Origin of the sequence: Streptomyces sp. NPDC088810 (genome assembly GCF_044750305.1) — a bacterium.
Taxonomy (GTDB): domain Bacteria; phylum Actinomycetota; class Actinomycetes; order Streptomycetales; family Streptomycetaceae; genus Streptomyces.
Genome location: NZ_JBIVJQ010000013.1, coordinates 39223 through 64950, shown reverse-complemented (window position 1 = coordinate 64950; position 25728 = coordinate 39223). Strand labels below are relative to the sequence as shown.

Sequence of the window (25728 nt, the reverse complement as noted above, 5' to 3'; positions counted from 1 at the left end):
GCGGACAGGCAGCCATCACGTCCCTGGGGCGCGTATCGAAAGTGGATCTTGAGCGTGAGATGATCTCGGTTCGTGGCACGTGCAGACCTGACGGACGCGCAATGGGCGGTGCTGGAACCGCGGTTTGCCGAAGGGCACGAAGCCCGGACGGCCGCCGACGTGGGCCAGGCGGCAGCTGATTGACGGCATACGGTTCCGGGTCCGCACCGGCATCCCGCGGCGGGACCTCCCCGCCGAGTACGGGCCCTGGGGCCGGGCCTCGACCTGTTCCACCGATGGCAGCACCACGCCGTCGGGGCGAGGAAAAGGGGGAGCTGCAGAAGGAGCCGCCCGGCGGCGTCACCGTCGAGCCGGACGACCATGGGCTCGGGCGCTCGCGCGGCGGCCTGACCACCAAGTTGCACCCGGCCGTCGAACAGGGCCAGAAGCCCACGTCCATCGTGATCACGGCCGGGCAGCGGGGCGATTCCCCGCAGCGAGCCCGTCCTGAACAAGGTCCGTGTCCCGCGTGTCGGTCCGGGCAGGCCCCGCACCCGGCCCGATCGGGTGCGCGCCGACAAGGCGTACGCCTCCCGCAGGAACCGCGCCTACCTGCTGCGGCGCGGGATCCGCTGCACCAACCCCGACAAGGCCGACCAGGCCCGTAACCGCAAGAAACGCAGCTCGCACGGCGGCCGGCCGCCGAAGTTCGACCCGCAGGGCTACAAGTCTCGGCACGCGGTCGAGTGCGGCATCAATCGCCTCAAACGGCACCGTGCCGTGGCCACGAGGTATGACAAGCTCGCGGTCCGCTGCGAGGCCACTGTCCTTGTCACCGCCATCAACGAATGGTTGTACAACGGCCGTGTTGTGGCGGCGCGTGAGCGTCTTCGAAGCCCAGCGTTCTGCTGTCGGCCAAAACAGTCGCGGCTTTGATGGCACGGGCGACAGGATCGTCACATGCAGCCGGTCTTCGTTCTCGTGCACAGTCCGTCCGTGGGCCCCTCGACCTGGCACCCTGTGGCCGAACACCTGACGGCGGCGGGATACCAGGCACGGGTGCCGTCGCTGCTGGCCGTAGGTGCCGGTGCTCCGCCCTTCTGGCCCCGCATTGTCAGCGCCGTCCGCGACGACCTCCGGCAGGTCCCGGCCGGCAGCCCCGTCACACTGGTGGCCCACAGCAACGCAGGCTTGTTTCTCCCGGCGATTCGCTCGGGCCTCGACCATCCGGTGACCAGCTCCGTCTTCGTCGATGCCGCGCTGCCGGCCCGAACCGGACCCACCCCTGTAGCCCCACCCGAGTTGCTGGAGTTCCTCCGCCCGATGGCCGTGAAGGGCAGGCTGCCGCGCTGGACCGACTGGTGGGACGAGGCAGACGTCGCACCCATGTTCTCTGATCCGATGATGCGGCAGACAGTCATTCAGGAGCAGCCGACCCTGCCGTTGTCCTACTACGAGCAGCACATCCCGGTCCCCGACGGATGGGACGATCATCCCTGTTCCTACTTGCTGTTCGGTCCTCCGTATGACGACCTTGCCGTCGAGGCGCGTGAACGCGGCTGGCGCGTGGCACACCTGCCCGGCGCACACCTCCATCAGATCATCGATCCTGCCGGCACAGCCCGGCACCTCGTCGAACTCGCCACTACGACCTGATCCACTTCCGATGCACGCCCTAGGGCACCTGCGGTGAGGTAGCGAGTCGATCTGCACCATCTCGCCTGGCGCGAACACCCCAGCTCTCGCCGAACTCATCACTGGCGCTTTGGGCCCGAACCTGCGGGTCGTAGCGGAGCCGAAGGTGTGCGAGTCCCGGGTCAGCTTGTCCCGCAACCGGTAGAGGGTTCGCTCGGACGGCAACTTGACGCTTCGGCCGACGGACGTCTGCTTGAGGACTCGCCGGTCCGCCAGAGCAGTAACGTACTTTGCGTCATCGCACGGTTGGACGTGGGCGCGGCGGACACTGCATGGGTGGGTCTGGCTCGACGATCAGGGGCCGGTGCCCGGGCACTGTTGTCGAGGGCCGGTGTCCGCTCCCCGGCGGGCGGTGGTGAGCAACTTCTTGAGCACCACCGCGCCGGCGAGGAATGCCCGGTCGTACTGCAACGGGACGCGGGGTATCTCCCAGCCATCCTCGGCTACGCCGGACTACGTACTCTGCAGTCCCACTGGCGCCTCCAGCGCAGTACTCCGGGCGGACCCCACATGTGCCGCCTTCTGGCCTCTGTCCCGGCCTCATAACCGTGCACAGAGCACCGAAGGCCTGGAATGACGACGCGAAACCGGTCGAGTCGCTCGCGAGGTCAGTACTCGAGGTACGGCCAACCAGTCGACCTGCCCGTCCTCTGGTTGGGTACGCGGCGAGCCGTCCCGAGATGCCGGCCGTCCGAATGACCTGGTGGCACCTGACCCGCCGGCGGATGGCGGCGCGCACCACCATGCTCACCCCAGTACAGGACGCTGCCGGCGGCCAGGGCGAACCCGATTCCCGCGCCCACCAAAGCACCGAAGAGCCCACCTGAGGCGAAGCCCAGCACAGCTCCGGTCAGCAAGCCGACCAGCGAGAGACGGACGAAGTACCTGCGAATCCTCTCGTCCACAAAATCACCGCCTTTCACATGGCCCTCTGCCCCGCCCTACAGCGCCTAACCGGCGACTCGTCACATAGGGTGAATGACGATGTTGTGACCGCACGGGGAACGGCTGGCCGGTACCCAGGTAGCTCCGCTTCGGGAAAGCCTGGTCGGGGCGATCGAGCACCGATTTCACGGAGGCGAGCCGTGCGGAGCGGTCGTCCGGGTGACGTGCCCGGCGAGCTGGATGCGAAGAGCGCACGTCCGTGCGAAGTACTGGGCGGAACAGATCGCCGTCCTGGAGGAGGAACTACCCGTACGCGCCCGGGGCTCACGAGGTCCTCGACACCGCCCTGGGGCCCGGAGGTGTGACGGTTCACTTCGACTTGTCTGACGATGTCGTCGCCGTACCAGGGGAAGCGGTCAGGGACGCCGTCGACGACCCGGCCGTCGACACGCTCGGCGGCCAAGCCATTCCATAGCCAAGCCCGGACCTGGCCCACCAACTGGAAGACGTCGTCGCCCATTGAGGTCGCAGGTCGACAACTCCCGGGCGGGCAGCAGCGCACGCCGTACTGCGCTGCCCGCCCAGGCGGTGAGGCGCCTACCTCGGCTCGGTCGGGGCACGTGCAGGGGTAGGTGGAGCGATGGGGCTGGTCTCGCTGGTGTCAGGTGTCGATGATCGCGGCGGGTAGTGTGCCAGTGAGAATCGCTTCCTTAGGCGGGATCAGGCCGAAGTGCTGTCCCAAGATTTCCATGGGCCGCCGCTTGTCGGCTTCCAGTGGTGACCAGCCCAGCGTTGTTCCCGAGGACGTCGACGGCTCCTACCCAGTCGTCGTTGTTGAGATCACACAGCAGCTCGTACACGCCGTCACGGTTGTAACGGAAGTGCGGGGAAGGGACGTTCGGGTGTCCGGCCATGAAGTACAGCTCGTAGGTGTGCGCACCTGCGTGAGAGATCTCGGGGGTGCCGAACCGACCGAGGGTTCCTGCCAGGGGCCGTAGCCGATGGCGAAGGAAACGTCACCGACCGGTCCGTGGCGTGGTGGTACGGGTCGGCCGGGGCGCGGATGCTGCTCCGCCCCGGTCTGCGGTGCCCGGCGCGGTCCGGCGCCCCGTCGTCCCGTACGCCGGGCTCGGCCGTCCCGCCGGACGGGGGACCGGCCGCCGCTGCCTCGTACCGCCCCAGTGCCGGGGCCATGCAGCCGGCGGGCGGCCGCGAGGCGGATGGACCGGCTCGGGGCGGTCACGAGGCGCTGCATGGGGTGTCGTTGTTGCGCAGGCTGTGAGTGGTTTCGTTACGAGTACCCCTTCGCCTCCACCTGCGAAGGTGCTGTGCTAGACCAAAGATGCTCCTCTCCGGCCGCCTCGGGGAGGAGCACCTCCGCTGTGTACATCGGGAGTTGTCCATGCTGGTCCACCAAGCAGACTTCACCGTCGACCTCGGCGAAAGCGGATACCTCATCGGCTTCACCGAGCACGACGACTACCCGGACGAGATGCCCTATGGCTGGCGCTGCGGTCCCAACGACGATGCCACCGCCGTAGTCCTGACGACCACCGACACCGGGCCTTTGCAGCTCGCCATCCAGATACATGACAGCCAGCCCGCTCCTGAGACGCGTGGCGAATGGGAGCCGGCAGAGGAGATCAGCCTCCGGGCCGAGACGGACAGCCTTCACCTCGCCGTCATCGATCCCGGCGAGGTCAGCGATGCATGGCCGGAGGACGAGCCCCCGCTCCCCGTGGTGCCTCTGTTCGGCCACGACCAATGGGTGCGCCTGCGTCTGTACTGCCACGCCGACGACCCGGAACCGGGAATCGGTGACCACGGGGAACGTCACCTGATCCAGCTCTGGCCCGCACCGGCCTCTGCCCCGGTCCATCCCGCTCTCAGTGAAGAGGATCTCCGAGCACGCGCGGAGTACGCCGCCAACACATCCGGCCCCATGGTGGACTACACCGTCGATCTGCCGCTGCCGAGTTGAGAACCGACACGGGGACCACCGGCCTACTCTTCGACTCCATCCGAGATCCAAGCCAGGGTGCAGCTCAGCAGTTACGCGTCGGCGGGGGTCTCCGCGCCGTGCCGCCGCCAGTGCGGCGGCGACGTCAGGCGGGGAACGTCAGCGGGGGAGAGGCCGGGCCGGGCGCGATGCCGGCGTGCGGGATGCCGCCACCCGATAGGGCATCGACCACACCTGGGCAGTCCTGCGATCGATTAGCGCTCCCCGACCTGACGGCGCCCCGATCTACGGGATCCTCGACAACCTCTCCGTCCGGCTGAACCGGCGAATCCGCAGGTGGGTGGCCCGGAACAGGCCGAGCTCTGTTTCACTTCGGGTCGCTGCGGCAGTTCACCCTGGCCAACTCAACCACCCCAACCACACCGTCCAGACCCGGGCCCTGCACGCCTACCTGCGCTGGCGCAACGACAACGCCCGCCATCCCGACGTCCCCGCCGCCCAACGACGTGAACGGGCCCGCATCGGGAGCGAGATGGGCATTTTTGGGGAGGGCGTGCCACCACGACGGCGGCTGAGTAACCACCTGCTCTTGGTACACCCTGGTCCCGGCCGGCTCGAGTCCGTGGAGTGCTGTCCAGTCTGCCCGGTCGGTCAGCCCTTGGCCCGCACTTCGAGATCTCCTCCGGTGATCACCGTCCGGGAACGTGGAACAGCCATCGGCCGAAACGGAGGAAGGCGAGCCAGACATCTTGAGCGACCGGATCGGCAAACGCCCGGGACCCCAGTTCGTCCTCAAGCAGTTCCACGGCCTCATCCATCGACGGTCTCCGCGTCACGCCGGCCCACCTCCTCCGACGCAGCCGGGCTCAGCGTACTCAACCCGGTGAACTTCCCGGTCACAGCACTAGCTGGGGCGCACCCGAGGATGACCGCCGATATCCGTCGGGTGGACGAGCAACATCAGCCTGACGGTCCTCGGCAAGCGGTGGATCATGTGTTCGTCCCTGACCGGGCCTGTATCAGGCAGCCTCCCGGGCCGATGCGTCGACCGGGATCTGTGGCTGTGTGACCCGCCGGCGCCGGGAGGGCATGCCGGCGGTCGGATGGGTGACGCCCCAGGCCGCGCTCTTGCAGATCAGTTCCTTGTAGAGAGCGGCCCAACGGCCCGTCAGGGCACGTTCCACCGCTCGGTCGTCGGCGGTGACGAATTGAATCAGGCCGTCCTTGCGGCCAAGGGAGATGCACTGCTGGAAGTAGCGGATGGAGACCTGGGGAACCTGGACGCCGGTGAGGCGGGCGGCGATGGCGTCAGCGGCTTGCCAGGCCATGGGAACGCCCGAGGCGCAGGACATCCGCAGGGGCTTGCCGCCCGGGCCGATCGCCATGGCCGCGTCGCCCACGGCGTACACGTCCTCGTGGGAGACCGAGCGCATCGTGGCGTCGACCACGATCCGGCCGCGGTCGGTGACCTCCAGCGTGGTGGCCTGGGCGATGGGGTGGACGGCGAAGCCGGTGGTCCAGAGCGTGACCTCGGCGGGGATCGTCCGACCGTCGGCCGTGGTCACGGTGTCTGCCTCCACACGGGTGATGACCGTGTGTTCGTGGACCGTGATGCCGAGTCGGTCCACCACCTTGCGCAGGTGGGCGCGCCCCTTGGACGAGAGCCAGTCGCCGAGCGTGCCGCGGACGGCCAGGGCGACGCTGAGGTCCGGGCGGGCTTCGGCGATCTCGGTCGCGGCCTCCAGGCCGGTCAGGCCGCCGCCGACCACGACCACGGGCCGACCGGCGCCCAGTGCGGCCAGGCGGTCGCGCAGGCGCAGGGCGCCAGGGCGGCTGGAGACATCGTGGGCGTGTTCGGCGGCGCCGGGCACGCTCACAGCGTCCCAGCCACTGCCGAGGGCGTAGACCAAGGTGTCGTAGCCCACCTCTTGCCGCTCCGGGCCGTCGGTGGCAGTGATCGCCACCGTCTTGCGGTCCACGTCCACGGCCGTGACCCTCGCCAGCTTCACCTCCACGCCCGTCCCCGCGAACATCTCGCTGAACGGCCGCGGCCTGAGGTCCTGGCCGGTCGCGAGCTGATGCAGCCGGACGCGCTCTACGAAGTCGGGCTCGGGGTTCACGAGGGTGATCGTGACGTCGCCGCGGTGCAGCCGCTTGGCGAGGCGGCCGGCGGCGACGGCTCCGGTGTAGCCGGCTCCGAGGACGACGATGCGGTGCTGCATGGGCCTGCTCCTGTCTGCGAGGTTCCGCCGCTTGCTGGCGCGGTTTCACTCCTCGAACCGGACAGCCCGACGTTTCCTGACAGGACCAGCATGTGAAGCACGTCACACCGAATCAGAGGATGTGCAGCGGGTTCCCGTGGTCTGCAGCGGCCCACTGCTCGCTCGCGCGAACCAGCTTGTCCGGGTTGACCTGGCTGCGCAGCGCGACGATCCCCTGCTCGGTCACCTCAAGGCAGGTGATCCCGACGACCCGGCCGTCCACAACCGCCACGATGGCGGGTTCACCATTGGCAGTCGCGGCATAGATCTCCGGCGCGCCGCCGACGTAGGCCCGCTTGGCGTCGCTGGGCTTGAACAGGCCGCGCAGGAACTTGGCGACCGCGAGCGCTCCCTCGAACGCCTTCGCGCGGGCCGGGACCTTCCCGCCGCCGTCGCCGACCGAGACGGCGTCCTGTGTGAGGAGACGCACGAGAGGCTCGGTCCGGCCGCTCGTCGCCGCGACCAGGAACTCCTCGACGATCCTGCGGGCGGCAGCCTCGTCGATCTCGGTGCGCGCCCTGCCGTCGGCGACGTGCTTCTTGGCCCGGTGGAGGATCTGCTGGCTGGCGGCCTCGGTGATGTCGAGCATCTCGGCGATCTCCCGGTGCGGGTAGTCGAAGGCCTCCCGCAGCACGTACACCGCCCGCTCGTTGGGGGACAGGCGCTCCAGCAGGACCAGGACGGCGTACGACACCGACTCGCGCTGCTCGGCCGTGTCGGCCGGCCCGAGCATCGGGTCCCCGGCCAGCAGCGGCTCGGGCAGCCACCTGCCCACGTACGTCTCACGCCGGGCGCGTGCCGAAGTGAGCTGGTTCAGGCAGAGATTGGTGAGGACCTTGGTCAGCCAGGCCTCGGGCACCTCGATCCGCTCGACGTCGGCCGCCTGCCAGCGCAGGAACGTCTCCTGCACGGCGTCCTCGGCCTCGCTCGCCGAGCCGAGCAACCGGTAGGCGATGGCCTCCAGCCGGGGCCTGGCGGCCTGGAACCGATCGACGTCACTGATGATCAGGGCCATGCAGGCGATCCTAAGCCACGGTCTCCCAAATGCCGGGGCCGGGCGCCGGTACGGCGATCGACCGCATCGCTCATGATCGTCTGGGCCACTCTGCGCATCCTGCTTCCCGGGCCGGCTTCGCCGCCTGTGTACCCCGCCCGTGGTGCTCCAGGGGCGGTCAGAAAGGAGCCGGCGCTGGGAGCCGTCTCGCAGGTGGGAGGGATGCCCTCAGACTCCTCCAGTCCAGTACGGCGAGGTCGCGCTGAGCGCAGCGGCAGCCCGGTGGCCGGCCGGGTCCCTAGCCGCGGTGCGGGCACCCTCAGGCAGTTTTCTGGGAGGCGGCCGCGTCGGGGTGCAGGTCGTCGAGGGTGAGCTGGTGCGCTGGAGGATCGGGAAGGACGATCTGGCGGGTGAGGCGGAGGTCGGGGCGGACGTGGAGCAGTTCGCCGGGCTCCATCTCGCGCCAGTGCGGGTTGTCGTCCATACGCTCGCTGGCGACGACGACGGCGGGGTGCTCGGCAAGGTGCGATGAGTGGATGCGCATGCGACCGTGGGTGCCGCTGTGGTCGAGGTGCCGGCTGCCGTGCTGGCCGCCCGCCCGGCGCTGGAGGACGTACAGGTCATGGGTGTTCGGATAGCGCAGCGCCCACAGTTCCTCGGGTGTGATGAGGATCAGGTTAAGGGCGTAGACGGGCAGGTTGCCGGCGATCCAGTGGGCGGCGTGCCGGATGCCCTCGGTGACGTCACCGCCGTGCCGCCGGGTCTCCCGTGTGATCAGGGCGAAGAACCGCTCGGAGTCGGTGTCACCCTTCACAAGTGACCGGTCCTCGCCCAGGTGGTCGTCGAGCTTGTCCAGGCCCTCGATGACCCCGTTGTGGGCGAAGAGCCGCCCGTCCTGCTCGAAGGGATGGGTGTTGCGGACGTCCAGGCTTCCGGTGGAGGCGAAGCGCACGTGGGCGATGAAGGTTGCCGACTCGACCTCGCGGGCCTCCTCGGCGAAGGCGCGGTCGCGGTAGGCGGCGATGGGAGCCTTGTCGATGCGCGGGATGCCGTCGGCGGTGAAGCGGCCGAGGCCGGTGCCGTCGGGGTCGCGGTGGCTCTGCCGGCTGAGGCTGTCGGGGGCGTCCAGGAGCCAGAAGGTGGCGTGGGTAGGGCGCGGGGCGCTGCTGAGGCCGAAAAGACGGCACACGGCATTCCTCCAGAGGGGTCGGCCGGCCCTTCCGGGCTCGTGCCGGGCCGGCGGTTCGTGCTCTGTCGTCAGTGGCGGCCGGGGCGTGGGGGCTCTTGGATTCCGCGCTGTGCGCGAGGCCACCGGCCTCGTCATCCCGGTCAGGGACGGGCGCGCACCGGGGGTCGAGTTCCGCGGTTTCCGGATTCTCCTCCTTGTTGAGCCTGTTCTCCTCGGCGCACTCGGCTCAGCCGCCGGGCCTCGGGTTCGGCGAACGTCACCAGGTTCTGAGGAGCGGTACCGGCGAGATTCAGCTCGTCGGGCACGACCTGTAGGCGGCGTCCGGTTCTCTCTCGCCGTGCGGCAGCTCATACCTGGGCACTTGGACAGGCTCACGGCCGGGCATCCGGTAGATCTCCAAGTCGCGGCTCTCGCCGGAGGCAGCGTGCTGCAAGGTCATACGTACTCATCCTCTCTGCGGGGCTTTTCTGCCTACGTCAGGAGTCCCACGCAGGGTCGGGTACGAACCAAGTGGATCATTCGCCACAGATGACGAGGATGTCCTGTGTGCTGGCCCGGCGCCGGACGATGTGCTGCTCGCCCGGGACTATCTGCGGCCCGTAGGACCACGTTGCGGGACCATTCCTGTCCCAGGTGACTCGAGGACGCCGTGCGCGCGCCGGACACCTTCACGCGGAGGCCCGTGCGGCAGGGCCTGGAGCGGAGGTTGGCTTTGTTCACGTTCAGCAGCAGCGACTGTCTGCCGGTTTGATCAGCAGTTGCCGGTCTGAAGCCGCAGGGGTGTCACAACAAATTGACGTCAGTGCGTGACTGTCCGCTGCGATTCGACGAGTCGCTGGTTGGTCACCTCGGCGACGTCGGGCTGATCGGGAGCCGCCGTGACCGGCCGGTCGGTGACGCCTGACTGGCCCGTCCACGGATGCTCCGGCCCACCGGGGGGGGCAGCGCCGGCCCCAGCTCGCGCCGGCGCCGCGCGGCGGGGCCCGGACGGGTGCGGCGAGGGCGAGTGGCACGGGGAACTGCACCCGGCGGCCCACCTGGAGGGCAGGGCGGGGCTGTCCACGGCCACGCTCAGCATCGGCTCCGGCAAGGACGACGTCATGGCGTGATGCCTTCCACGTCGACCACCGGCAGCCCCGTCGAGCAGGGAGCAGTCGCCCGGCAGCCAGTCACTGCAGCCCGGCGCCGCGGAAGTCCCGCCGATGAGTTTCCGGCGGTTGCGCGGTCTACCCGTCGACGAAAGGAGCGCACCATGCGCGAGATCATTGTTTGCACGTTCCTGACGCTGGACGGCGTCATGCAGGCGCCGGGCGGTCCGGACGAGGACGCTGAGAGCGGCTTCGAGCACGGCGGCTGGCAGAAGCCGGTGTCCGACGACGAGGTCGGCGCGGCCATCGCCGGGTGGTACGAGCAGTCCGACGCGATGCTGCTCGGCCGCAAGACGTACGAGATCTTCGCGTCGTACTGGCCGACCGCCGATCCCGGCAACCCGTTCACCCATCGGATGAACAGCATGCACAAGTACGTGGCGTCTCGGACCCTGACGTCCGTCGAGTGGCAGAACTCCACACTGCTGGAGGGCGACACCGTCGATGCCGTACGCAAGCTGAAAGCGTCCGACGGAGGCAACATCAACGTCGTCGGCAGTGGCGACCTCGCCCAGACCCTCATGCGGCACGGCCTCGTCGACGAGTACCGGCTGACCATCCATCCGGTGATCATCGGCACCGGCAAGCGGCTGTTCGCCGACGGAGCGATCCCCACTGCGCTGGAGCCGGTCAGCGTCTCGACCACGAAGGGCGGCACCATCGTCGGCGTCTACCGGCCGAACGGTAAGCCCAGCTACGACAGCTACTAGTCGAGGATACCGAGGGCCGTGTCCGGTCGGCAGTGGACGCGGGCACCTGCTGTTGCAGCGCCTCCAACGCCTGCTGCCGTGTCATCGGGCGGCACCGGCCGCTTTCGGCTGCTGCCCAGCAGTCACCGGTGTGCACGGCATCGACGTTCGCACGGTTGAGCCCGTGGCCGTGCGAAGGAACAAGCTCGCCATCGCCTGCCAGGCCGCACTGCACCTCGTCGCCATCTTCGTCTGAGCCCGGCGCTGACTCGCCAAGCCTCTCGACGCCCTGCCCAGGGCGTTCAGCAGCTGCAGTGATGGTTCACTTGCTGGACTGCATGAGGCTGCCGGGAGGGTGTGTGGAAGAGCCGGGGTGCCTACTGGACAGCCCGCGCCCGTAGCAGTCACGGAACCCCACTGGCTCGAAGCCGCCCAAGACGCGGCGGGGGTCCTTGAGGCCGCAGGTGCCCTTGCGACGGTGCTGTGCGACTGGTGTGAACACACCATCACGCGAGGGACCGGCCTGCTCGACCCGGCCCCGTGTAGAGGGCCATGGCCTCCTGGGACCTGCCGGGCGAGTGCCTACCGGCCAAGGACTGAATACGGCCACTGCTGACGATCTCGCAACCAAGCCTGAGACACACGCTGTCACCCGCCTGAGGGACTGAGCGCACACCCCCTGTGTATTCAGAGGATCGTGTTCTACGTCGCACTCCGCCAGCCTCCCCGCGCACGCCATGCACAGACCGGCGCGCACCCGCCCGCGCGCCCCGCCCCGTGTTGGTGCCTCCCGAGCGCCTCGCCGACCGACTCCACTGGCACGGCCGCCGGGCGTCTCCCAGGCCCGGCCGGGGCCGCGGTACGCCGGGGTGCGGACTTCGAGTCCGGCGAGCATCCGAGACGGCACGGGAGGGGATGCGCTTGTCGGCGGCTGCTCCGAGTGCTGCACTCAAGGTGATATGTCACGCAGCGGTGTGCACGCTAGTCCCATGCACACTCAGATTGAGCGATCGAAGAACGGCGTTCTGCGAACAGTCACAGTTGGTGCTGTCTTGGCCTTTGCTCTTGCGGCAGGGGCGGCGACAGCTGCGTCCACTGCAGGGGCGCCGCTCACCCTACCCGCGACGGCCAGCGTGGCTATGACTAGCCCATCAGGCGTTCACAGGGACAACGAAAACTGCGTCGTCACCGTTCAGCTCCCGGTCTGCCTGGGCATTGGCGCATTGGACATTGGCGTATAGGGAGCCGGGCCGCATCGCACTCGCCCGGGGCGCGGACTTTGCCCAGGCCGACGACGATTGTCTCGGGCACCACCCCCGGCCGGGCCGCAGTGCCCTCAAGCCGTTGGTCCAGGGTCAGCAGCCGCTGAAAGACTGGAGGTGGTGGAGTTCTTCGACGGTGCGCAGACGGGCCTGGAGGGTGGGGTCGGGCGCCGGGGTGGTGGTCAGCAGGAGTGCCTGGTCCGTGGGATGGTCAGGGTCGTAGAGGTCGTCTTCGCCGCCGTCTTCGCCGGGGATTCGGGTTGGGCTGGATTTCGATCCGGCTGTCGCGGGTGTCTGCGAGGTAGTAGGTGCCGCGGTAGTCGCTGTTGCGCTCGGTGAAGACCAGGCCGAGACGGTCACCGACGAGCCGGGCCAGCTCGTCGGCGGTGTGAGTGCTGGTGCCATACAGATGGTGGTCGGTCATGGAGAACAGACCCTGGCTTGGCGAACGGCTGCGCCGATCACGCGCTCCGCCCGTGGCGGACTGCCGGCCGAAGGGATGACAGCCGGTGGGGTTGCGGCTGTCGCCGACATCCGCACCGCGCGGCTGTGACGCAGCGCTGGGCCGTGGGGTACCGCATCATCCTCATCACCGTCATCACTGCCACTCACCGCCCGGCGCGTCGCCGTGCCAGCCCGCGCTACAGTTCGAATTCGAGGTCGAGGAGGTCGGTGAGTTCCACTTCGAGGCCGTGGGCACGGCGGCCGTTGTCGCGGAAGTAGACCTCGTCGAGGGCTTCGGCGGCGATCTGGCGCAGCTGGTCCTCGATGAGACCGGCCTCTTGGGCCTGGAAGAGACCCCGCGTTCCGGCGCAGGCTCGGTACGCGGTGCGAACACGAGGCGAGCGCGGACATCGTGGTCGCACATGGCGGATTGGGGCGCCAGGGCCTTGCCGACGGCTACGGCCTCTCGCCGTGGGCCCGGGGCCGAGTCGCCCGGCGTCATCGAGCACACCACGGAGGTCTGCTGTGCCATCGTCGCCGCACGCGTGCCTGCGGGGCCGACCCCATGCCCTGAAGTGTGCCGGGCATCCTGTGGCCGGAGGCGTGCAGCTCCGCCGACGCGCGTGCAAGAGACATCGGCCGCCTCAGTTCCGAGGTGTTCCCCACGTCCCGCCCCCGCTTCCCACCGCCTTCTCGTGGCGGGAGCGGCGTGAGGCGCGCCGTGGAGGCGGGCCCCCGGCCCACGACCGAGCAGGCATGGTGAGCTGCGGATGTTCGGGTCGTGCCGCAGGCAGGGGCCTGGCACGTGTCCGCAGCGTGGTCGAGGGTCGCCGATGCTCCGCATCGCCGCTCTCCTACGACTCGCAGCCGCACGCACCAGGACCTGCTCACCGGCGCTGAGCAGAGGTCGCTATGCCTTGCGACCCGACCCCAGCGGCAGGTGCTTAGAGCATGGCGATGGACCCGTTCAGCTCCACGAACGACAGGCGCTGCCGCAATTGGTCGAAGGACCTGACGATCGCGCCGAGGATGTTGATGGACGCGTCGTAGCCGTTGCGCAGGTTGCGGGCGAACTGGGAGAGTGCGCCCCACTGGTTCTCCAGCCCCGCGTAGTCGGCGCCCAGCTGCCGCGAGTTCCCGGGGTGGTAGATGTTGTTGTAGACGAGGTCGAAGATCGGACCGAAGCGGGCTGCTTCGGAGAACGCCTGGATCATGATGACGAGGGCACGGCCCACACTGTCGTTGTATCCGCGTGAGTACCCGAGGGTGGATGCCGCGCCGTAAATGGCCTGCGGGTTGATCGTCAGGCTCTGCCGGCTGTTCCCGGTCGGCAGGGTGGAGTAATTACCGGACTGCCCGAGGGAAGTCGCGCTGCCGATGCCCAGCGCCTGCCGGAACTCGGCTTCACGACCGTCGTTGAAGACGTAGTGCCCGCCGCCGCGCGCGGCGTAGAAGCCCGCCACGTACAGGTTGTTGGCCCACAGGTAGATGGAGACGAGGTCATTGCCCCCGGTATCGCGAATCCGGACCTGTATGAGCCGGCCCCGCTCCTCCGTGGTCTGCGTGATGGCGCGTTCTTCCGTGGGCTCTCCGTAGCTGAGCCGGTGGATGGCGTCGATGACGTGGTAGTACGCGAGGGCATGGTCCTGGCCCCCGGCGGTGATGTCGGAGATGTTGTAGTCGACGATCTGGTAGTTGGCTGCCGAGGCCGTCGAGCCGAGCCCCGCTACGAGACCCATGGCCACCGCCAGGGAAAGTAACGCGGCCCAAAGTTTCCTTGTCACAGATTTCGCCTTTCAGAGCAGCGCCGGATCAGGTGTCCAGCCGCATGTCCTTCCTGCGAAACGCTATGGCCGTCGGCCGTTCCGCCGTAGCCCTGGAGCGCACAGCCCCTGCCCCGTGGGCGCACAGCGCCGCTGCGGCGGATGCCGGTGATCTGCAGGAAGCTCTGGTGACCTGAGCCGAGGAGCCGCCGTGGGTTGATGGGTACGAGCCGTCCGGGTCGAAAGCCAGGGAGCCACCAAGGAAGTGGTGACGCTCCGAGAGGTGGGCTGAACGCGGCGTCCATCCGCCCGAGTTCGCCATGCGCACGCCGCGGCGGCTGTGAAAATCGCTGTCCGTTCGTCTCCCAGACCGCCCACGCACCGGCGCTTCACCGAGTGGAGCCGGCCTGGCTCTCGGGGTCAGCCCGTCGGTTCCGGGAGCCACAGCCAGGCGTGCCCCCGGTATTCCTTGGCCTCGACCGGCAGCCGTTCGAACCGATGCGCGTCCAGCCCCGGATACCCCTCGCCTACGACGTACTCGTACAACTGGTCGGAGACCAGAACGGCGAAGTCGGCCTCGGGGTGGCCCGTCAGGGCGTCGCGCAGCACCGAGCTGTTCAGCAGCCGACTGATCTCCACGATGGTGGACCCCGAGAAGCCGAGCGCGGACGTCCGGATCGGCCCCACGACCGTGGCAAGGCGCAGCCGCATCCGGTCGCTGAACCGGTCGTTGTCGGCGGCGAGGCGTTCCTGCCACGAGCGGATCATCCGGGGGAGGGCCCGGTGCAGCTCCGCGCCGGCCGGCAGGAACACGTTCATCCCGTCGCCGGTCGGCTGGTGACTGGTTTCCTCGAGGCGGTGTCCCAGGTCGTCAAGCACCTCCCGGACCAGAGCGGCCAGTCGCTGTTGCACGCTGTCCTTCGCGGGAGAGGTACGGCTGCTGTACCGCTCCACGTCGACCGCGAAGCCCATGCGCAGGCTGATCCGCTGCTCCGGTGCGCAGTGGCGCGTGGCGAGCGGCAGCCCGGTCGCACCCGGGAGCTCCGCGCCGGGGGTGACCTCGGATGGGGGCCGTGTGCGCCCACCGTCCACGAGTTCCAGTCGGGCCAGGCGGCCGATCTGCTGCGCCTTTTCGCGTGCGGCGTCCAAGTACTCGGCGTCGTCCGCGAGTTGATGGGCCAGCGACTCGGCGAGCCGCCGGTCGGCGGGAAACGGCTCGGGGAGCGAGGTCGTCATGTTGGCCACGGCGATGTCCACGGTACGCCGCATACTGCGCACGTCGGTCGCTGCGAGTGTCAGGTCGGCCTCGGCGAGCCGCAGCCGGGAAAGGGTGGGGAAGCCGTCCGCCGGTCGCTCCAGTACATTGCGCGTGCGCGACGCGAGGTCGTCCACGCGCTCGACGAGGCGGCTGAGCTGTTCGCTGTCGCTGCGTACCCGGGCCTGGTAGCGCAGTTTCGCGGCGTGCATCAGGTAGCGGGCCAGCGGCGGCATGTCGGGATCGCCCTGGCTCCAGGTCCAGGCACTGAGCTGGGCATCCTGCTCGGCGGCCGCGAGGACGACGACGCGCCGGCCGGCCCCTTCGTCGTCCGGTGACACCTCCCATACGGCGAACCCGTTCCCGGTCGTCCAGCCTCGCAGCCACCAGTACGGTGCGTGGTCGGCGCCGGGAAGTACCGTCCGTACCGCGTGCGCGGTGGTGTCGAGCGGCGAGGCCGGATGGCCGGCGAACTTCGCCTGGCAGATGCGTACGACCCCGAGCAGCGCGTCGGTGCCGCCCGCGGCCAACTCGTCCCACCACCGGTCGAACTCGATCCACCCGGGCGGGGTCACGGACCCGGTGCGGGGCCGGGACGGCGTATCGGCCGGGGCGGAGAACGCCATCGACAGGTTCACCACGTCGTGCTCGCGCCGAACGATGGCCTGGTAGTGCCCCGTGCGGTCCTCGATCGCCGCCGCGGGCCGGCCCGGGGACAGCAGTCCGGCCTCGGGCGGCAGGAGGGTCGGCAGGCCGGTTTCCGGGATCCGGTTGACCATGGCCAGCTTGTCCCGGCACCCGTCCCAGATGCCGTGGATCTGCGCGTAGGCCCGCTTGGCGTACGGTCCGTCGGTCGGGGCGTAGACGTGGACGACGAGTTCCTGGTCAGCGGGTGCGGGTGCGGACCGTGCCACCGTCGCCTCCCGCGTCGTCCGTGGGACCGTCGAGCCGGGGTTCCCGCGGCCGGTTGCCGAGGGTGTGCACCAGGCGGTTGGCCCGGTCACGGGTCTTCTCCGGCACCGGGATCAGCGACTTGGTGCCGATCCTGGTGATGCGGACGGGGCCGGCCAGCTCCAGTTCGGCCGTGGCGGCGCGCAGCGCGTCGCCGTCTCCCGCGGCGAGGGCCTGGTCGAGTGAACGAACGAGCGCCTCGACTCGCTCCCAGCGCTCCGCGGTCAGCTGCCATTGGAGCAGGTCATCGAGGACGTCGACGGCGTCGTCACGAGTTTCGCCGTCGATCGGAGCGACACCCGACATGCATTCCCCCTCAGCCACGCGCGCGTCCGCTCACTGTAGCCCCAACGACATCGCTCGGTTCATGTCGAGCAGACCCTCTCGGCGGGAGCGGGCTCACGGTGTGCCCCGGGCCGCTCCCGGAGTCGGCGGCGGTCCTCACGTGTGAGTCGCCCTCAGTGTCGCGGCGACGGCGATGGCCGCCAGGGCGATCAGCAGAAGCGCGACACTCCGGCTCACCCAGCTGTACTTGCGGCGCGCCACGAGCGCGTTGGCCCAGATCTGGTCGGCGATCGCGGTGACGAGCGCTTCCTCGTCCTGGAGGAGGCCCGTCAGCCTGGCGCGGTAGGCGGCACTGGCCCCTGGGTACCGCCGCGCTATGTGGTCGTAGTGCAGCGGGCTGTCGGGTGCGCCGGAGCCACGCAGCCGCGACCGAGGCCACAGGGCCATTCCCGCGGTCAGCCCGGCCGCCAGGGTGCACAGCGCGCACAGCGCCGCAGCGGCGGCGAACCAGGCGGAGCGATCACCGGCGCCGGTCACCAGGGTGTAGAGGACACCACCGAGAGCAGCGGCTGCCGCCAGGGTTGTCGCCGCCTTGGCCTCGGCGTGCTTGGTCCACTCCCGGACGTTCTCGAGGATCCGCCATACGTGGTCCGCACCCGGCTGCCGGCGCCGCGAGGGCGTCACCCTCGTCCTCGCAACCGTCGTCCGTGCCTCTGTCATCGTTCCCCCTCCGCCCCCCCGGACGCGGGCGCGCGCCTCGCCTATCGTTTCCAGCGCATGCCTGGTTCATGCCCATGTGGCCACTGACAAAGCGGGCGCTCCGGTCATAGAGTGGCTCGTGCTTGCGAGCTTCCAGGGGGGAAGCGGAGCTGAGGCCGACTCAGGAGACCGCGTTGCGCGATCGTCTGCTGCACTCTCTCGGTGACCGGCTGCGGAAGGCCGACCAGGGTGACGTGATGTGCGTCCTCGAGCAGGAGGCGCTGCTCGACGCCGTCAAGCTCCTGGCCATGGCCGTCGACGAGACGGGAACCGCCGCGGACTACTGCTGCGACGTCGAAACCGCCCACACCCTCGGCCGGCTGCACTGGTACCGCTGCCGCCTGCTGCCGGCCGTATTCCGGCACACCGATCATGAGCGGGCCTCAGCGCTCTTCGCCGGGCTCGAGCGCATCGCACCCCCACTCGTACCGGCCGCCCTGCGCGACGAGATCGCCACCTACGCGGGGCCGGTCGTGCCGGTCGTGACGGACCACGTCCATCTGGCGCGCCGGGCCGCCAGGATCCAGGACACGGAAGGGGACCTCGCCGAGGCCGCCGACCTGCTGCGTGCGGCCGCGGCGGCAGCCCCCGCTGAAAGCCGGGACCAGGGGCTCGTCCTGTCCAACCTGTGCGGGGTGCTGCGGGACGACGACGCGGAGTTCGCATTCCCGTCGGCCTGCAAGACCGCCCTCGGCGCGGGCGACGAAGGCATCAACCTCGTCAACGCGATGCACCTGGACGGGTACCGCCATGTGATCGGCACACTGTGGTCCGTCCCCGACCCCGTGATGGGCAGGCTGGTCAAGGACTTCCACCACCGGTCCTCTTCCGACGGAGGATTCCGGCCCGACACCTCCGCCCGAGCACTGCACGGAGCCGTCCAGAGCCTGCGGCACCGGTTCCCGGAGAACCCCAGCCGATGGGCCCCCTTCGTGCACACCGGTCCGTGAGGCGGCACCACCAGGGATGGATACGACAACGGACCCGGACGGAGCGCGGGCGACGACTGTCCGGGCGCTGGCCGTACAGGGCGACCAACACCTCCGCGAAGGCCGCCCGGAAGAGGCGATCGCCATGTTCCGGGCCGCGCTCGAGATGTACGACGGTCTCGGCCCGGCAGGCAGGGCGGCGCTGTGCCCTCCGGCGGGCGAGCGAGGCGGCATCACGGCGGCCCGGCTGTATGCCGGTCTCGGTGTGGCCGCCTTCCAGGCGGGTGAATACGCCGAGGCCAAGGCCCGCTTCCTGCAGGCCCTGGCGGAGGACGAAGCCGCCGGAGACGACCCGGCCGTGGCCCGCGATCTCGGAAACCTCGGCGTGGTCAGCCGCCAGACCGGCGACCTCGACGGCGCCCTGTCGGCCTACGAACGCGCTCACCGGATCGAGACCCGGTCCGGCGTCCCACCCGCCGACCTGGCCGTCACGATCAACAACATCGGCATGGTGCTGCGCGGCCGTGGCGAAGCAGCGGCCGGTCTCGCCCGCTTCCGGGAAGCCCTCTCCCTGCTGCCGCCCGGCGACGAATCCCTGACCTTGCGCCGTGCCAGCGTGCTCAGCAACATCGCGGGGTGCCACCTGGACAGCGGGCACCTGGCGGACGCGGTGGATCACTACCGCCAGGCTCTCGACACGATCGAACGCCTGGCGGGCGATTCGGCGGACGCGGCCAGGTATCACAACAATCTGGGGTTCGCCCACCACGTGCTGGGTGAATCGCAGCGGGCACTCGCCGAGTACGAGCACGCGCTGCGCATCGACAGCCGGATCAGCCCCCGTTCCAGAGACGTGGCACGGGACCTCATCAACATCGCGGGCGTCCACCGCGATGCCGGAGCACTGGACAGCGCCTTGCGCTACTACCGGCGGGCACGCCGGCTGCTGGCCGAGGTCGCCCCGCGCTCGCCGGAGATGGCGGCGTGCCTGACCAATCTCGGCGGGGTGCTCCATCTTCGCGGCGACACGGCCGGAGCCCTGCGCTGGTACCGCAGAGCGCTCGAACTGGAGCGGGCGATCGCACCGGAATCGGCCGGTGTCGCCCGCGATCTGGGCAACATCGGTTCGATCCTGCTCGCACAGGGGGAGCTCGACGAGGCGTACGACCACCTGCTGCAGGCCCTCACCCTGGAGCGGAAGTCCGGTGAGGACTCCCTCAACATGGCATTGTCCTCCCACAGTCTGGCCCAGGTACTCCACGCCCAAGGCCGGAGCGACGCAGCCGTGGAGGAACTGACCAGGGCCATGGAGGTGGCCGAGTCACTGCGCTCCCGGGCCGGACTGGACCGGGCGAGGGAGCTCGTCCTGGCACAACACGAGGTCGTGTTCACGGACCTGGTCGACTGGCTGTACGACCGGGCCGCGCCCGGTGACCACGAACAGGCCTTCCTCGTCGCCGAGCGCTTCCGTGCGCGCGTGCTGCTCGACCTCTTCGCCGAACGCCTTCTCGAACTCCATCCGTCGGACGACCACCAGCGCGAAATCCTGCGCCGCGAGCAGGAGGCGGCCGACCGCCTGGCCGCAACCTTCGCCCATCGCTCCCGGGCCGAGCTGGAGCGCGACGAGGAGGCCAGGCAGCGACTGGCCGCCGTCGAACACACTCAGGCGGAGGAACTGGACCGCCTGCGAGCCGAGGCACGCACTCTGATCCCCGCCTACGCCAGGCTGCGTGCACCAACCCCGGCCGCACTCGAGACGGTGCAGGCGCAGTTGCGACCGAACGAACTCATGCTGACCTACCTGCTCACCGGAACACGCGCCTTGGTGTGGGCGGTACGACGAGACGCCGTCACACTCCGCGAGTTGCCCGAGCATCCCGATCGCATCGCGACGCTCGTCCAGGCGGGGGTCGGGGACTACCGGCAGGGAGGCCGCGGGGGACCAGATGCCCAGGCCGCCCAACGGCAGCTCGCCCGGCTGCTCCTGGAACCGGTGCCCCAAGAGTTGTGGAAGGACGTGGGCCGTCTGTCCGTCGTACCCGGCGGGCAACTGGCCTACCTGCCGTTCGAGTTGCTCCCACTGTCTTCGGGACGACTCGTCGTGGACGAGTACGTGGTCAGCTACTGTCCGTCCTCCACCGTCTTCACCGAGCTGCGGCGACAGACGCGACGGGAGCCCTCCTCCTGGGGCGAAAGCCAGTTCGTCGGCTTCGCCGATCCGGTCACGGCTTACACCGACCGCTCGCCGTCCTCCACACTTCCGGCGGCACAGACCGAGGTGCGCCGGGTGGCCGCCTCGTTCGGAGCCGCGGGATCGAGCTGGACGGGCCCTGACGTCACCAAGAGCCGCATCGCGGCGACCGTCCCCGGTCACCGTTACGTCCACTTCGCCACGCACGCCTTCCTGAACGATCACGAGCCGCTGTACTCCGGTCTCCTGGTCGCGCCCGACGACCCGCCGGCTGCGCGGGGCGCATCACGGGAAGGTGAGGCCGAGACGCTTCTGCAGGTCTACGAGATGTTCAGGCTGCGCCTGTCGGCCGAGGTCGTGGTGTGCTCGGCCTGCCAGAGCGGCCTCGGGCCCATCCGCGCGGGCGAGGGCCTCGTCGGCATGAGCCGGGCGCTCCTGGTCGCCGGAGCGGAGACGGTGGTGCTGACGTCCTGGCCGGTCGTCGACACACCCACGAGTCGTCTGGTACGCCGGTTCTACGAGTTCCTCAGAACCGGCCACGGACCCGCCGATGCCCTCACCCAAGCCAAGCGATCCGTCCGGCACACGCACCCGGCCGTGTACGCCACCCCGGCGGCCTGGGCAGGACTCGTCATCGTCGGCGCCAAGTAGCGAGCCGTCCGCCCCCTGGGCCGAGCCTGGCCCGGCTCCAGCTGGGCCGCTTGCTGCGGATCGTCTGAGCGTGGCGCGGGGACGACCGACGGCATCGAGCTTCTCGACTACGGCTTCGCCGAGCCACCCCGTGGGCGCGAAGAGCACCGGAGCCGCTCTATGAGGGGCCGATGCCGAAAGGATTGTTCCCGCGGGCTCTGAAAGCAGCCCAGCACACCGGCCGCGAGAGCCGCCGCCGTGCGCGCCGCCTACCCGGGCGGCGGCCAGCCCATCGCCGCCCTGGCCCGCACGCACCACGTCAGCCGGGGCGTCATCCGTACCGCCGTCGCCGCCCTCATGCCCGACCAGACCGCCGCCGTCCACGAGGTAGCGGTGACCCTCGACGGCTGGCGGGGTCGTCGAGCTCCGTCAGGGGTGGAGCCGCAGGAGTTTGGCGAGCAGTGCGGAGAGTTGCTCGCGTTCGGCCGGGGTGAGGTCCGTGAAGGTGTCGTCGAGGAACTCGGGTACCGCGTCCTCGGCGCGGGCGAGGAGCCGGCGGCCTGATTCGGTGATCGTGACGGCGTAGGCGCGGCGATCGCCCGCGTCGCGTTCGCGCCGTACGTGCCCCGCCTGCTCCAAACCGTCGCAGATGCCGACCATGACGCTGCGGTCGATGCGCAGTTGGTCACTCAGGACCCGCTGCGAGCTGGGGCCGACCTCGGCGAGCATCTTCAGCACCAGATGCTGCCCGACGCCGATCCCGGACTCGTGCGCCCGGGCCTCTGCGGCGCGGGCGACGACGGTCGAGGCTCGGCACAGCGCAATGTCCAGGCGCTCCGCGGCAAGCGTCGGAAAGTAGCCGGCCTCGCGGTTTGCGGTCTTGGGCGGCATGCCCACCTCCTTTGCGTGTGCGGTGGTCGGTCACTCGTCAACCTTACCAAAATTCATCTGCCCTCCGATTGTTTGCCAACAACCCATCAGATTTGTATGCTCGCCAATCATCTGTTCACAGATGGTCTGTGTAGAGATGGAGATCCGGCATGGTGAAGCTCGACGGCCGCAGGCGATCAACCCTGGTGTCGCTCTGCACCGCGGTGCTCCTGAACTCGATGGACCTGTCGCTTATGGGGGTCGCCCTGCCCGCCATCGGACGCGCTGCCGGTCCGCGGCTACGGCGCACTGACGACCTGTCTGGGCATCGCCCCATGGGTGTGACCATCATGGTGACCGCCGAACTCGTCGGACGGCTGACCGGCCGGTGGGGCCGGGCCGGACCGCGGCTGTGGGGATGCTGGTCCAGGTCGCCGGGGGACACCTCCTGTTCCTGCGGGCCGGCGCGGATGCTGGCTACGCCGGTGCGCTGCTGCCGGCGCTGGTGATGCACGGCGTGGGCGACGGCCTGTCCCTTCCCGGTCCCAGCATCGCGGCCGTCAGTGCTCTCCCCAATGACCAGCAGGGCCTGGCGTCCGGGCTGCATCACCTCCGCAGTCCATATCGGGGCGGGCATCCACGTCGCCGTGCCAGCCTCATTCATGGCCACCAGCGCGCCCGGCACCAATGGCTACCAGGCCACGTTTCCGACGGCTGGCTGCTCCTCCCTCGTCGGTGCCGCCCTGGCTCACTTCCGCCTGCGCGGTGCCCACCCGAGGCGCCGAAGCACCGGCCCCGCTTGACCGACCACCCCGCGACGTCCACCGATCCCGTACATCCGAAACAGAGGAAGCGGCCGTGACCCTGGACCTGACTCCCGACCAACTCCTGTCGACCACCCGCGCCGTGCGGAAACGCCTTGACCTGGACCGCCCGGTCCCGCGTTCCCTGATCGAGGAGTGCGTGGACCTGGCCACGCAGGCGCCGACCGGCCGCAACCGGCAGCGCTGGCACTTCATCGTCGTCACCGAAGACGCCCAGCGGCGGGCCGTGGCGGACATCTTCCTGCGCGCCCTGCCACTGGCCACCGGTCATCCCCTGACCGAACGCGACGCGTGGCGCATGAACTACCACGCCGGCTCCACCGAGCGTGTCTTCGACGGCCTGCGCCACCTGGCCGAGAACATCCACCGGGTGCCCGCCTTCGTCATCCCCGGGGTGGAAGGACGCACCGACCACGCCCCGGTGACCGTGCAAGCGGGGGTGTGGGGCTCGATCCTGCCGGCGGTGTGGAGCTTCATGCTGGCCGCCCGGGCGCGCGGCCTGGGCACCACCTGGACGACAGCGCAGGGACCGCTGGAGCGGGAGTTGGCCGAGGTGCTCGGCGTTCCGTACGACGACATCATGCTGGCCGCCTTCGTTCCGCTGGCCTACACCATCGGCACCGACTTCAAACCGGCCCGCAGGGTCCCCCGCGAGCACGTCCTCCACTGGGACCGATGGGAACAGCGCTCCGCCGGGCCCACACCGTAGCGCACCGCTGCGCCCGCCGCCCGCCACGCAGTTGCCCTACTTCGGGCCCCGTCCTGCGCTGGCAGACGGGGCCCGGGCACGACTGGCCCACGGTGGACGGTGTGCAGGGCGCACGCGAGGGCAAGCGCACCGGCCGGAGAGCCGTGGTGCGCGAAGCCGGCGGCTCCCTCGGCCCGGGTCCGGAGCCGGCCGGGCCCGCACCGCTCGATGCGTATGCGGGCCGTGACCTGCTCGAAATAGGCGCAGTCGGCGACGCTTCCGGCGGTCAGGGAAGCGCTCGTGGACCGTCCTCCACGGCCGTACCGCTCGGGCAGGTCCGCCAGGCGGCGCTGGGACGGCTTCCACAGGATCCTGTCGGCCACCCGGCGGCGATCCCGCACCGTCCTGCCCTTGCACGGCGGAGCCGGCACCGGCTCGGTCACGGCCCACGGCTCGTCAGCCGGCTCATGGCGACGCACCACCGCCAGACCGACGACACCGGCGGTGGTTCAGCAGGCGCCGAGGTCCTGCCAGACGCCCCACTCGCCGGTGGTGCCGGGCTCCTCGCCCGTCGTCCACCACTTGGCCTTCCAGGTGTGACTCTTGTACGAGACCTGCTGGCCGCCGGTGTAGACCTTGTCCTTGGCCCAGGGGGCGGCGGTGCACTGGCTGCCAGAGCCGCCGGTGACGGTCAGGGAGTAGGTGGCCGAGTGGCTGCCCGAGGTGCCCGCGCCGGTCACGGTGACGGTGTAGGTGCCCGAAGCCGCGGCCGAGGTGGTGGCCAGGGTGAGGGTGGAGGTGCCGCCCGTGGTGACGGACGTCGGGCTGAGCGAGGCGGTCACGCCCGCCGCAGCCCCGCTGACGCTGAGTTTCACGTTCTGGGCGTCGCCCGCGGTCACGGCCGTCTTCACGGTGGCCGTGGCGGACTGGCCGGCCGTCACGGAGCCGGATGTCGGGCTGAGCGCGACGGAGAAGTCGTTCGACGGCGTGGTGGGGCCGCCACCGGTGAACGGCGCGAAGACGTGCGTGAAGTCCCACGTGTTCTGCTGGATGCCGGAGCAGTTGTCCGCGGCGGCACCGCCCGGGCAGCCACCGTTGTCCCGCTGCAGTGCCCAGAAGGACAGGGTGTTGATGCCCTTGGCGACCGCCCAGTCGTACACGGTGCGGGCATTGGCCAGGGTGAAGGTCTCCGCCTTGCCGAAGTCGTCGACGCCCGGCATGTCGGTGACGCCGACCGTGTTCCACAACTGGGCCGCGCTCTTGCCCGGGTACAGCTGCGCGAGCAGGTCGTGCAGGCCTTGGGCGGCGGTCTGGGTGTCCTTCGCCATGTCGTGGGCCTGGTTGTCGTAGTAGTCGAACGTCATGAGGTTCACGACGTCGACCCGGGTGCCGTTGGCGACCGCGTTGCGCAGGAGCGCTTCGCCCGTGTCCCCGAGGCCGTGCGTGGTGGTCGGCAGGGTGTAGGAGATCTCCACCTTGCGCCCGTTGGCCGCGGCCCAGTCCTCGACCAGCTTGACGGCCTTGTTGCGGCGGTCAATGGCTGCGGTGTTGTCGAGCGAGTCGACCTCGATGTCCATGTCGAGCCGCGAGATGTCGTAGGTGGTGATGACCTTCTCGTACGCGGCGGCGATCTGCTGCACGTCGGTGCAGCTGTCGGCGATCTCGGTGCCGGTGGTGTCGGCCGTGTAACCCCCGAACGAGGGGATGACGTCGCCGCCGTTGCTCTGGATCGTCTTGATGTCGGCGCCGAAGGTCGAGGCGGCGATCGGCATGTTCGTGTCGCCGTTCCAGTACGGCGTGCAGGAGCGCGGCCAGGGCTGCGCGGAAGGAACGCACGAGTCTCATGTCAGTCCCGGTGTGTGAAGGGGTGGCCGATGTCCCTGAGGAGACAGGGAGTTGCCGACTACCGGATTGGCGACCGCCAGAGGTCGGGTCAATGGTCTGGACCAAAAAGGGACTAGACCAATCGCCGCTCATTCGGCGGTCCACTCCTGTGCAGGGCGCCCGGCGGCGGACTGGACCAGTTGCCCCCGCCGTCGCCGCGTCCGTGGTGCGTCGTCATCGGCTGACTCGTGGG

The 25728-nt window shown here is 69.7% G+C and carries 17 protein-coding genes and 5 pseudogenes; 9 read left to right on the top strand and 13 right to left on the bottom strand.

Annotated features, from left to right (window positions below; genetic code table 11):
- Positions 1 to 72: 72 nt before the first annotated feature.
- The 4 genes and pseudogenes from ACIP4Y_RS32415 to ACIP4Y_RS32400 all read left to right on the top strand — a co-directional run.
- A pseudogene (locus ACIP4Y_RS32415) lies at positions 73 to 834 on the top strand (IS5 family transposase); the annotation flags it as partial.
- A gap of 105 nt (positions 835 to 939) precedes the next feature.
- On the top strand, positions 940 to 1635 hold the full coding sequence (locus ACIP4Y_RS32410) for an alpha/beta hydrolase (protein WP_401399297.1): 696 nt from the start codon (positions 940 to 942) through the stop codon (positions 1633 to 1635).
- 2326 nt (positions 1636 to 3961) lie between these two features.
- The gene (locus ACIP4Y_RS32405) at positions 3962 to 4540 is read left to right on the top strand and encodes a hypothetical protein (protein WP_401399295.1); all 579 of its coding nucleotides are present in this window, start codon (positions 3962 to 3964) and stop codon (positions 4538 to 4540) included.
- Positions 4541 to 4739: 199 nt separating this feature from the next.
- Positions 4740 to 5098 (top strand): annotated as a pseudogene (locus ACIP4Y_RS32400) (IS630 family transposase); the annotation flags it as partial.
- A 440-nt stretch (positions 5099 to 5538) separates the two neighbouring features.
- Here ACIP4Y_RS32400 and ACIP4Y_RS32395 read toward each other — a convergent pair.
- From ACIP4Y_RS32395 to ACIP4Y_RS32385, 3 genes are all read right to left on the bottom strand, one after another.
- Positions 5539 to 6741 carry an NAD(P)/FAD-dependent oxidoreductase gene (locus ACIP4Y_RS32395; protein ID WP_401399294.1) on the bottom strand — a complete coding sequence of 401 codons (1203 nt, stop codon included), beginning with the start codon at positions 6739 to 6741 and terminating at the stop codon, positions 5539 to 5541.
- Between the two features lie 112 nt (positions 6742 to 6853).
- Positions 6854 to 7795, bottom strand: coding sequence for an RNA polymerase sigma-70 factor (locus tag ACIP4Y_RS32390; protein WP_401399292.1), 942 nt, complete (start codon positions 7793 to 7795; stop codon positions 6854 to 6856).
- Positions 7796 to 8093: 298 nt separating this feature from the next.
- Complete coding sequence (locus ACIP4Y_RS32385; protein WP_401399290.1) at positions 8094 to 8963, bottom strand: class II glutamine amidotransferase; 870 nt, start codon at positions 8961 to 8963, stop codon at positions 8094 to 8096.
- Between the two features lie 1252 nt (positions 8964 to 10215).
- Between ACIP4Y_RS32385 and ACIP4Y_RS32380 the strand changes: the two genes are divergently transcribed.
- Positions 10216 to 10821 (top strand): dihydrofolate reductase family protein, encoded by a 606-nt coding sequence (locus ACIP4Y_RS32380; RefSeq protein ID WP_401399288.1) that lies wholly within the window; start codon positions 10216 to 10218, stop codon positions 10819 to 10821.
- On the opposite strand, the gene ACIP4Y_RS32375 is transcribed toward ACIP4Y_RS32380, so the two are convergent.
- The 7 genes and pseudogenes from ACIP4Y_RS32375 to ACIP4Y_RS32345 all read right to left on the bottom strand — a co-directional run bounded on the left by ACIP4Y_RS32375 (position 10742) and on the right by ACIP4Y_RS32345 (position 17444).
- On the bottom strand, positions 10742 to 10957 hold the full coding sequence (locus tag ACIP4Y_RS32375) for a DUF6233 domain-containing protein (RefSeq protein WP_401399563.1): 216 nt from the start codon (positions 10955 to 10957) through the stop codon (positions 10742 to 10744). The two genes, ACIP4Y_RS32380 and ACIP4Y_RS32375, sit on opposite strands and share 80 nt — an antisense overlap.
- A 1316-nt stretch (positions 10958 to 12273) precedes the next feature.
- Positions 12274 to 12486, bottom strand: coding sequence for a hypothetical protein (locus ACIP4Y_RS32370; RefSeq protein ID WP_401399286.1), 213 nt, complete (start codon positions 12484 to 12486; stop codon positions 12274 to 12276).
- A 217-nt stretch (positions 12487 to 12703) separates the two neighbouring features.
- A pseudogene (locus ACIP4Y_RS32365) lies at positions 12704 to 12859 on the bottom strand (XRE family transcriptional regulator); the annotation flags it as partial.
- Positions 12860 to 13450: 591 nt separating this feature from the next.
- Positions 13451 to 14245: a ribosome-inactivating family protein gene (locus ACIP4Y_RS32360; RefSeq protein ID WP_401399285.1), complete on the bottom strand. Its 795-nt coding sequence runs from the start codon at positions 14243 to 14245 to the stop codon at positions 13451 to 13453.
- 444 nt (positions 14246 to 14689) lie between these two features.
- Positions 14690 to 16438 carry a CATRA conflict system CASPASE/TPR repeat-associated protein gene (locus ACIP4Y_RS32355; RefSeq protein ID WP_401399283.1) on the bottom strand — a complete coding sequence of 583 codons (1749 nt, stop codon included), beginning with the start codon at positions 16436 to 16438 and terminating at the stop codon, positions 14690 to 14692.
- Positions 16410 to 16781 carry a CATRA system-associated protein gene (locus tag ACIP4Y_RS32350; RefSeq protein ID WP_401399282.1) on the bottom strand — a complete coding sequence of 124 codons (372 nt, stop codon included), beginning with the start codon at positions 16779 to 16781 and terminating at the stop codon, positions 16410 to 16412. Before ACIP4Y_RS32350 ends, ACIP4Y_RS32355 begins: the two co-directional genes overlap by 29 nt.
- 135 nt (positions 16782 to 16916) lie before the next feature.
- The gene (locus tag ACIP4Y_RS32345; RefSeq protein WP_401399280.1) at positions 16917 to 17444 is read right to left on the bottom strand and encodes a Pycsar system effector family protein; all 528 of its coding nucleotides are present in this window, start codon (positions 17442 to 17444) and stop codon (positions 16917 to 16919) included.
- A gap of 209 nt (positions 17445 to 17653) precedes the next feature.
- On the opposite strand from ACIP4Y_RS32345, the gene ACIP4Y_RS32340 reads away from it, so the two are divergent.
- Positions 17654 to 18469, top strand: a complete 816-nt coding sequence (locus tag ACIP4Y_RS32340) for a CHAT domain-containing protein (protein WP_401399279.1) — start codon at positions 17654 to 17656, stop codon at positions 18467 to 18469.
- Between the two features lie 16 nt (positions 18470 to 18485).
- The gene (locus ACIP4Y_RS32335) at positions 18486 to 21290 is read left to right on the top strand and encodes a CHAT domain-containing protein (protein ID WP_401399277.1); all 2805 of its coding nucleotides are present in this window, start codon (positions 18486 to 18488) and stop codon (positions 21288 to 21290) included.
- A gap of 408 nt (positions 21291 to 21698) precedes the next feature.
- Here the strand turns inward: ACIP4Y_RS32335 and ACIP4Y_RS32330 are convergent, their stop codons facing one another.
- A complete protein-coding gene (locus tag ACIP4Y_RS32330; protein WP_401399275.1) occupies positions 21699 to 22160 on the bottom strand; it encodes a MarR family winged helix-turn-helix transcriptional regulator in 462 nt (153 codons plus the stop codon).
- Between the two features lie 149 nt (positions 22161 to 22309).
- Between ACIP4Y_RS32330 and ACIP4Y_RS32325 the strand changes: the two genes are divergently transcribed.
- A complete protein-coding gene (locus tag ACIP4Y_RS32325) occupies positions 22310 to 22648 on the top strand; it encodes a hypothetical protein (protein ID WP_401399274.1) in 339 nt (112 codons plus the stop codon).
- A gap of 349 nt (positions 22649 to 22997) precedes the next feature.
- On the top strand, positions 22998 to 23672 hold the full coding sequence (locus tag ACIP4Y_RS32320; protein ID WP_401399272.1) for a nitroreductase family protein: 675 nt from the start codon (positions 22998 to 23000) through the stop codon (positions 23670 to 23672).
- A 158-nt stretch (positions 23673 to 23830) separates the two neighbouring features.
- Here the strand turns inward: ACIP4Y_RS32320 and ACIP4Y_RS32315 are convergent.
- Both ACIP4Y_RS32315 and ACIP4Y_RS32310 read right to left on the bottom strand, forming a co-directional pair.
- Positions 23831 to 24139 (bottom strand): annotated as a pseudogene (locus ACIP4Y_RS32315) (hypothetical protein); the annotation flags it as partial.
- Between the two features lie 21 nt (positions 24140 to 24160).
- Positions 24161 to 25456: pseudogene (locus tag ACIP4Y_RS32310) on the bottom strand (chitinase); the annotation flags it as partial.
- Between the last annotated feature and the right edge of the window lie 272 nt (positions 25457 to 25728).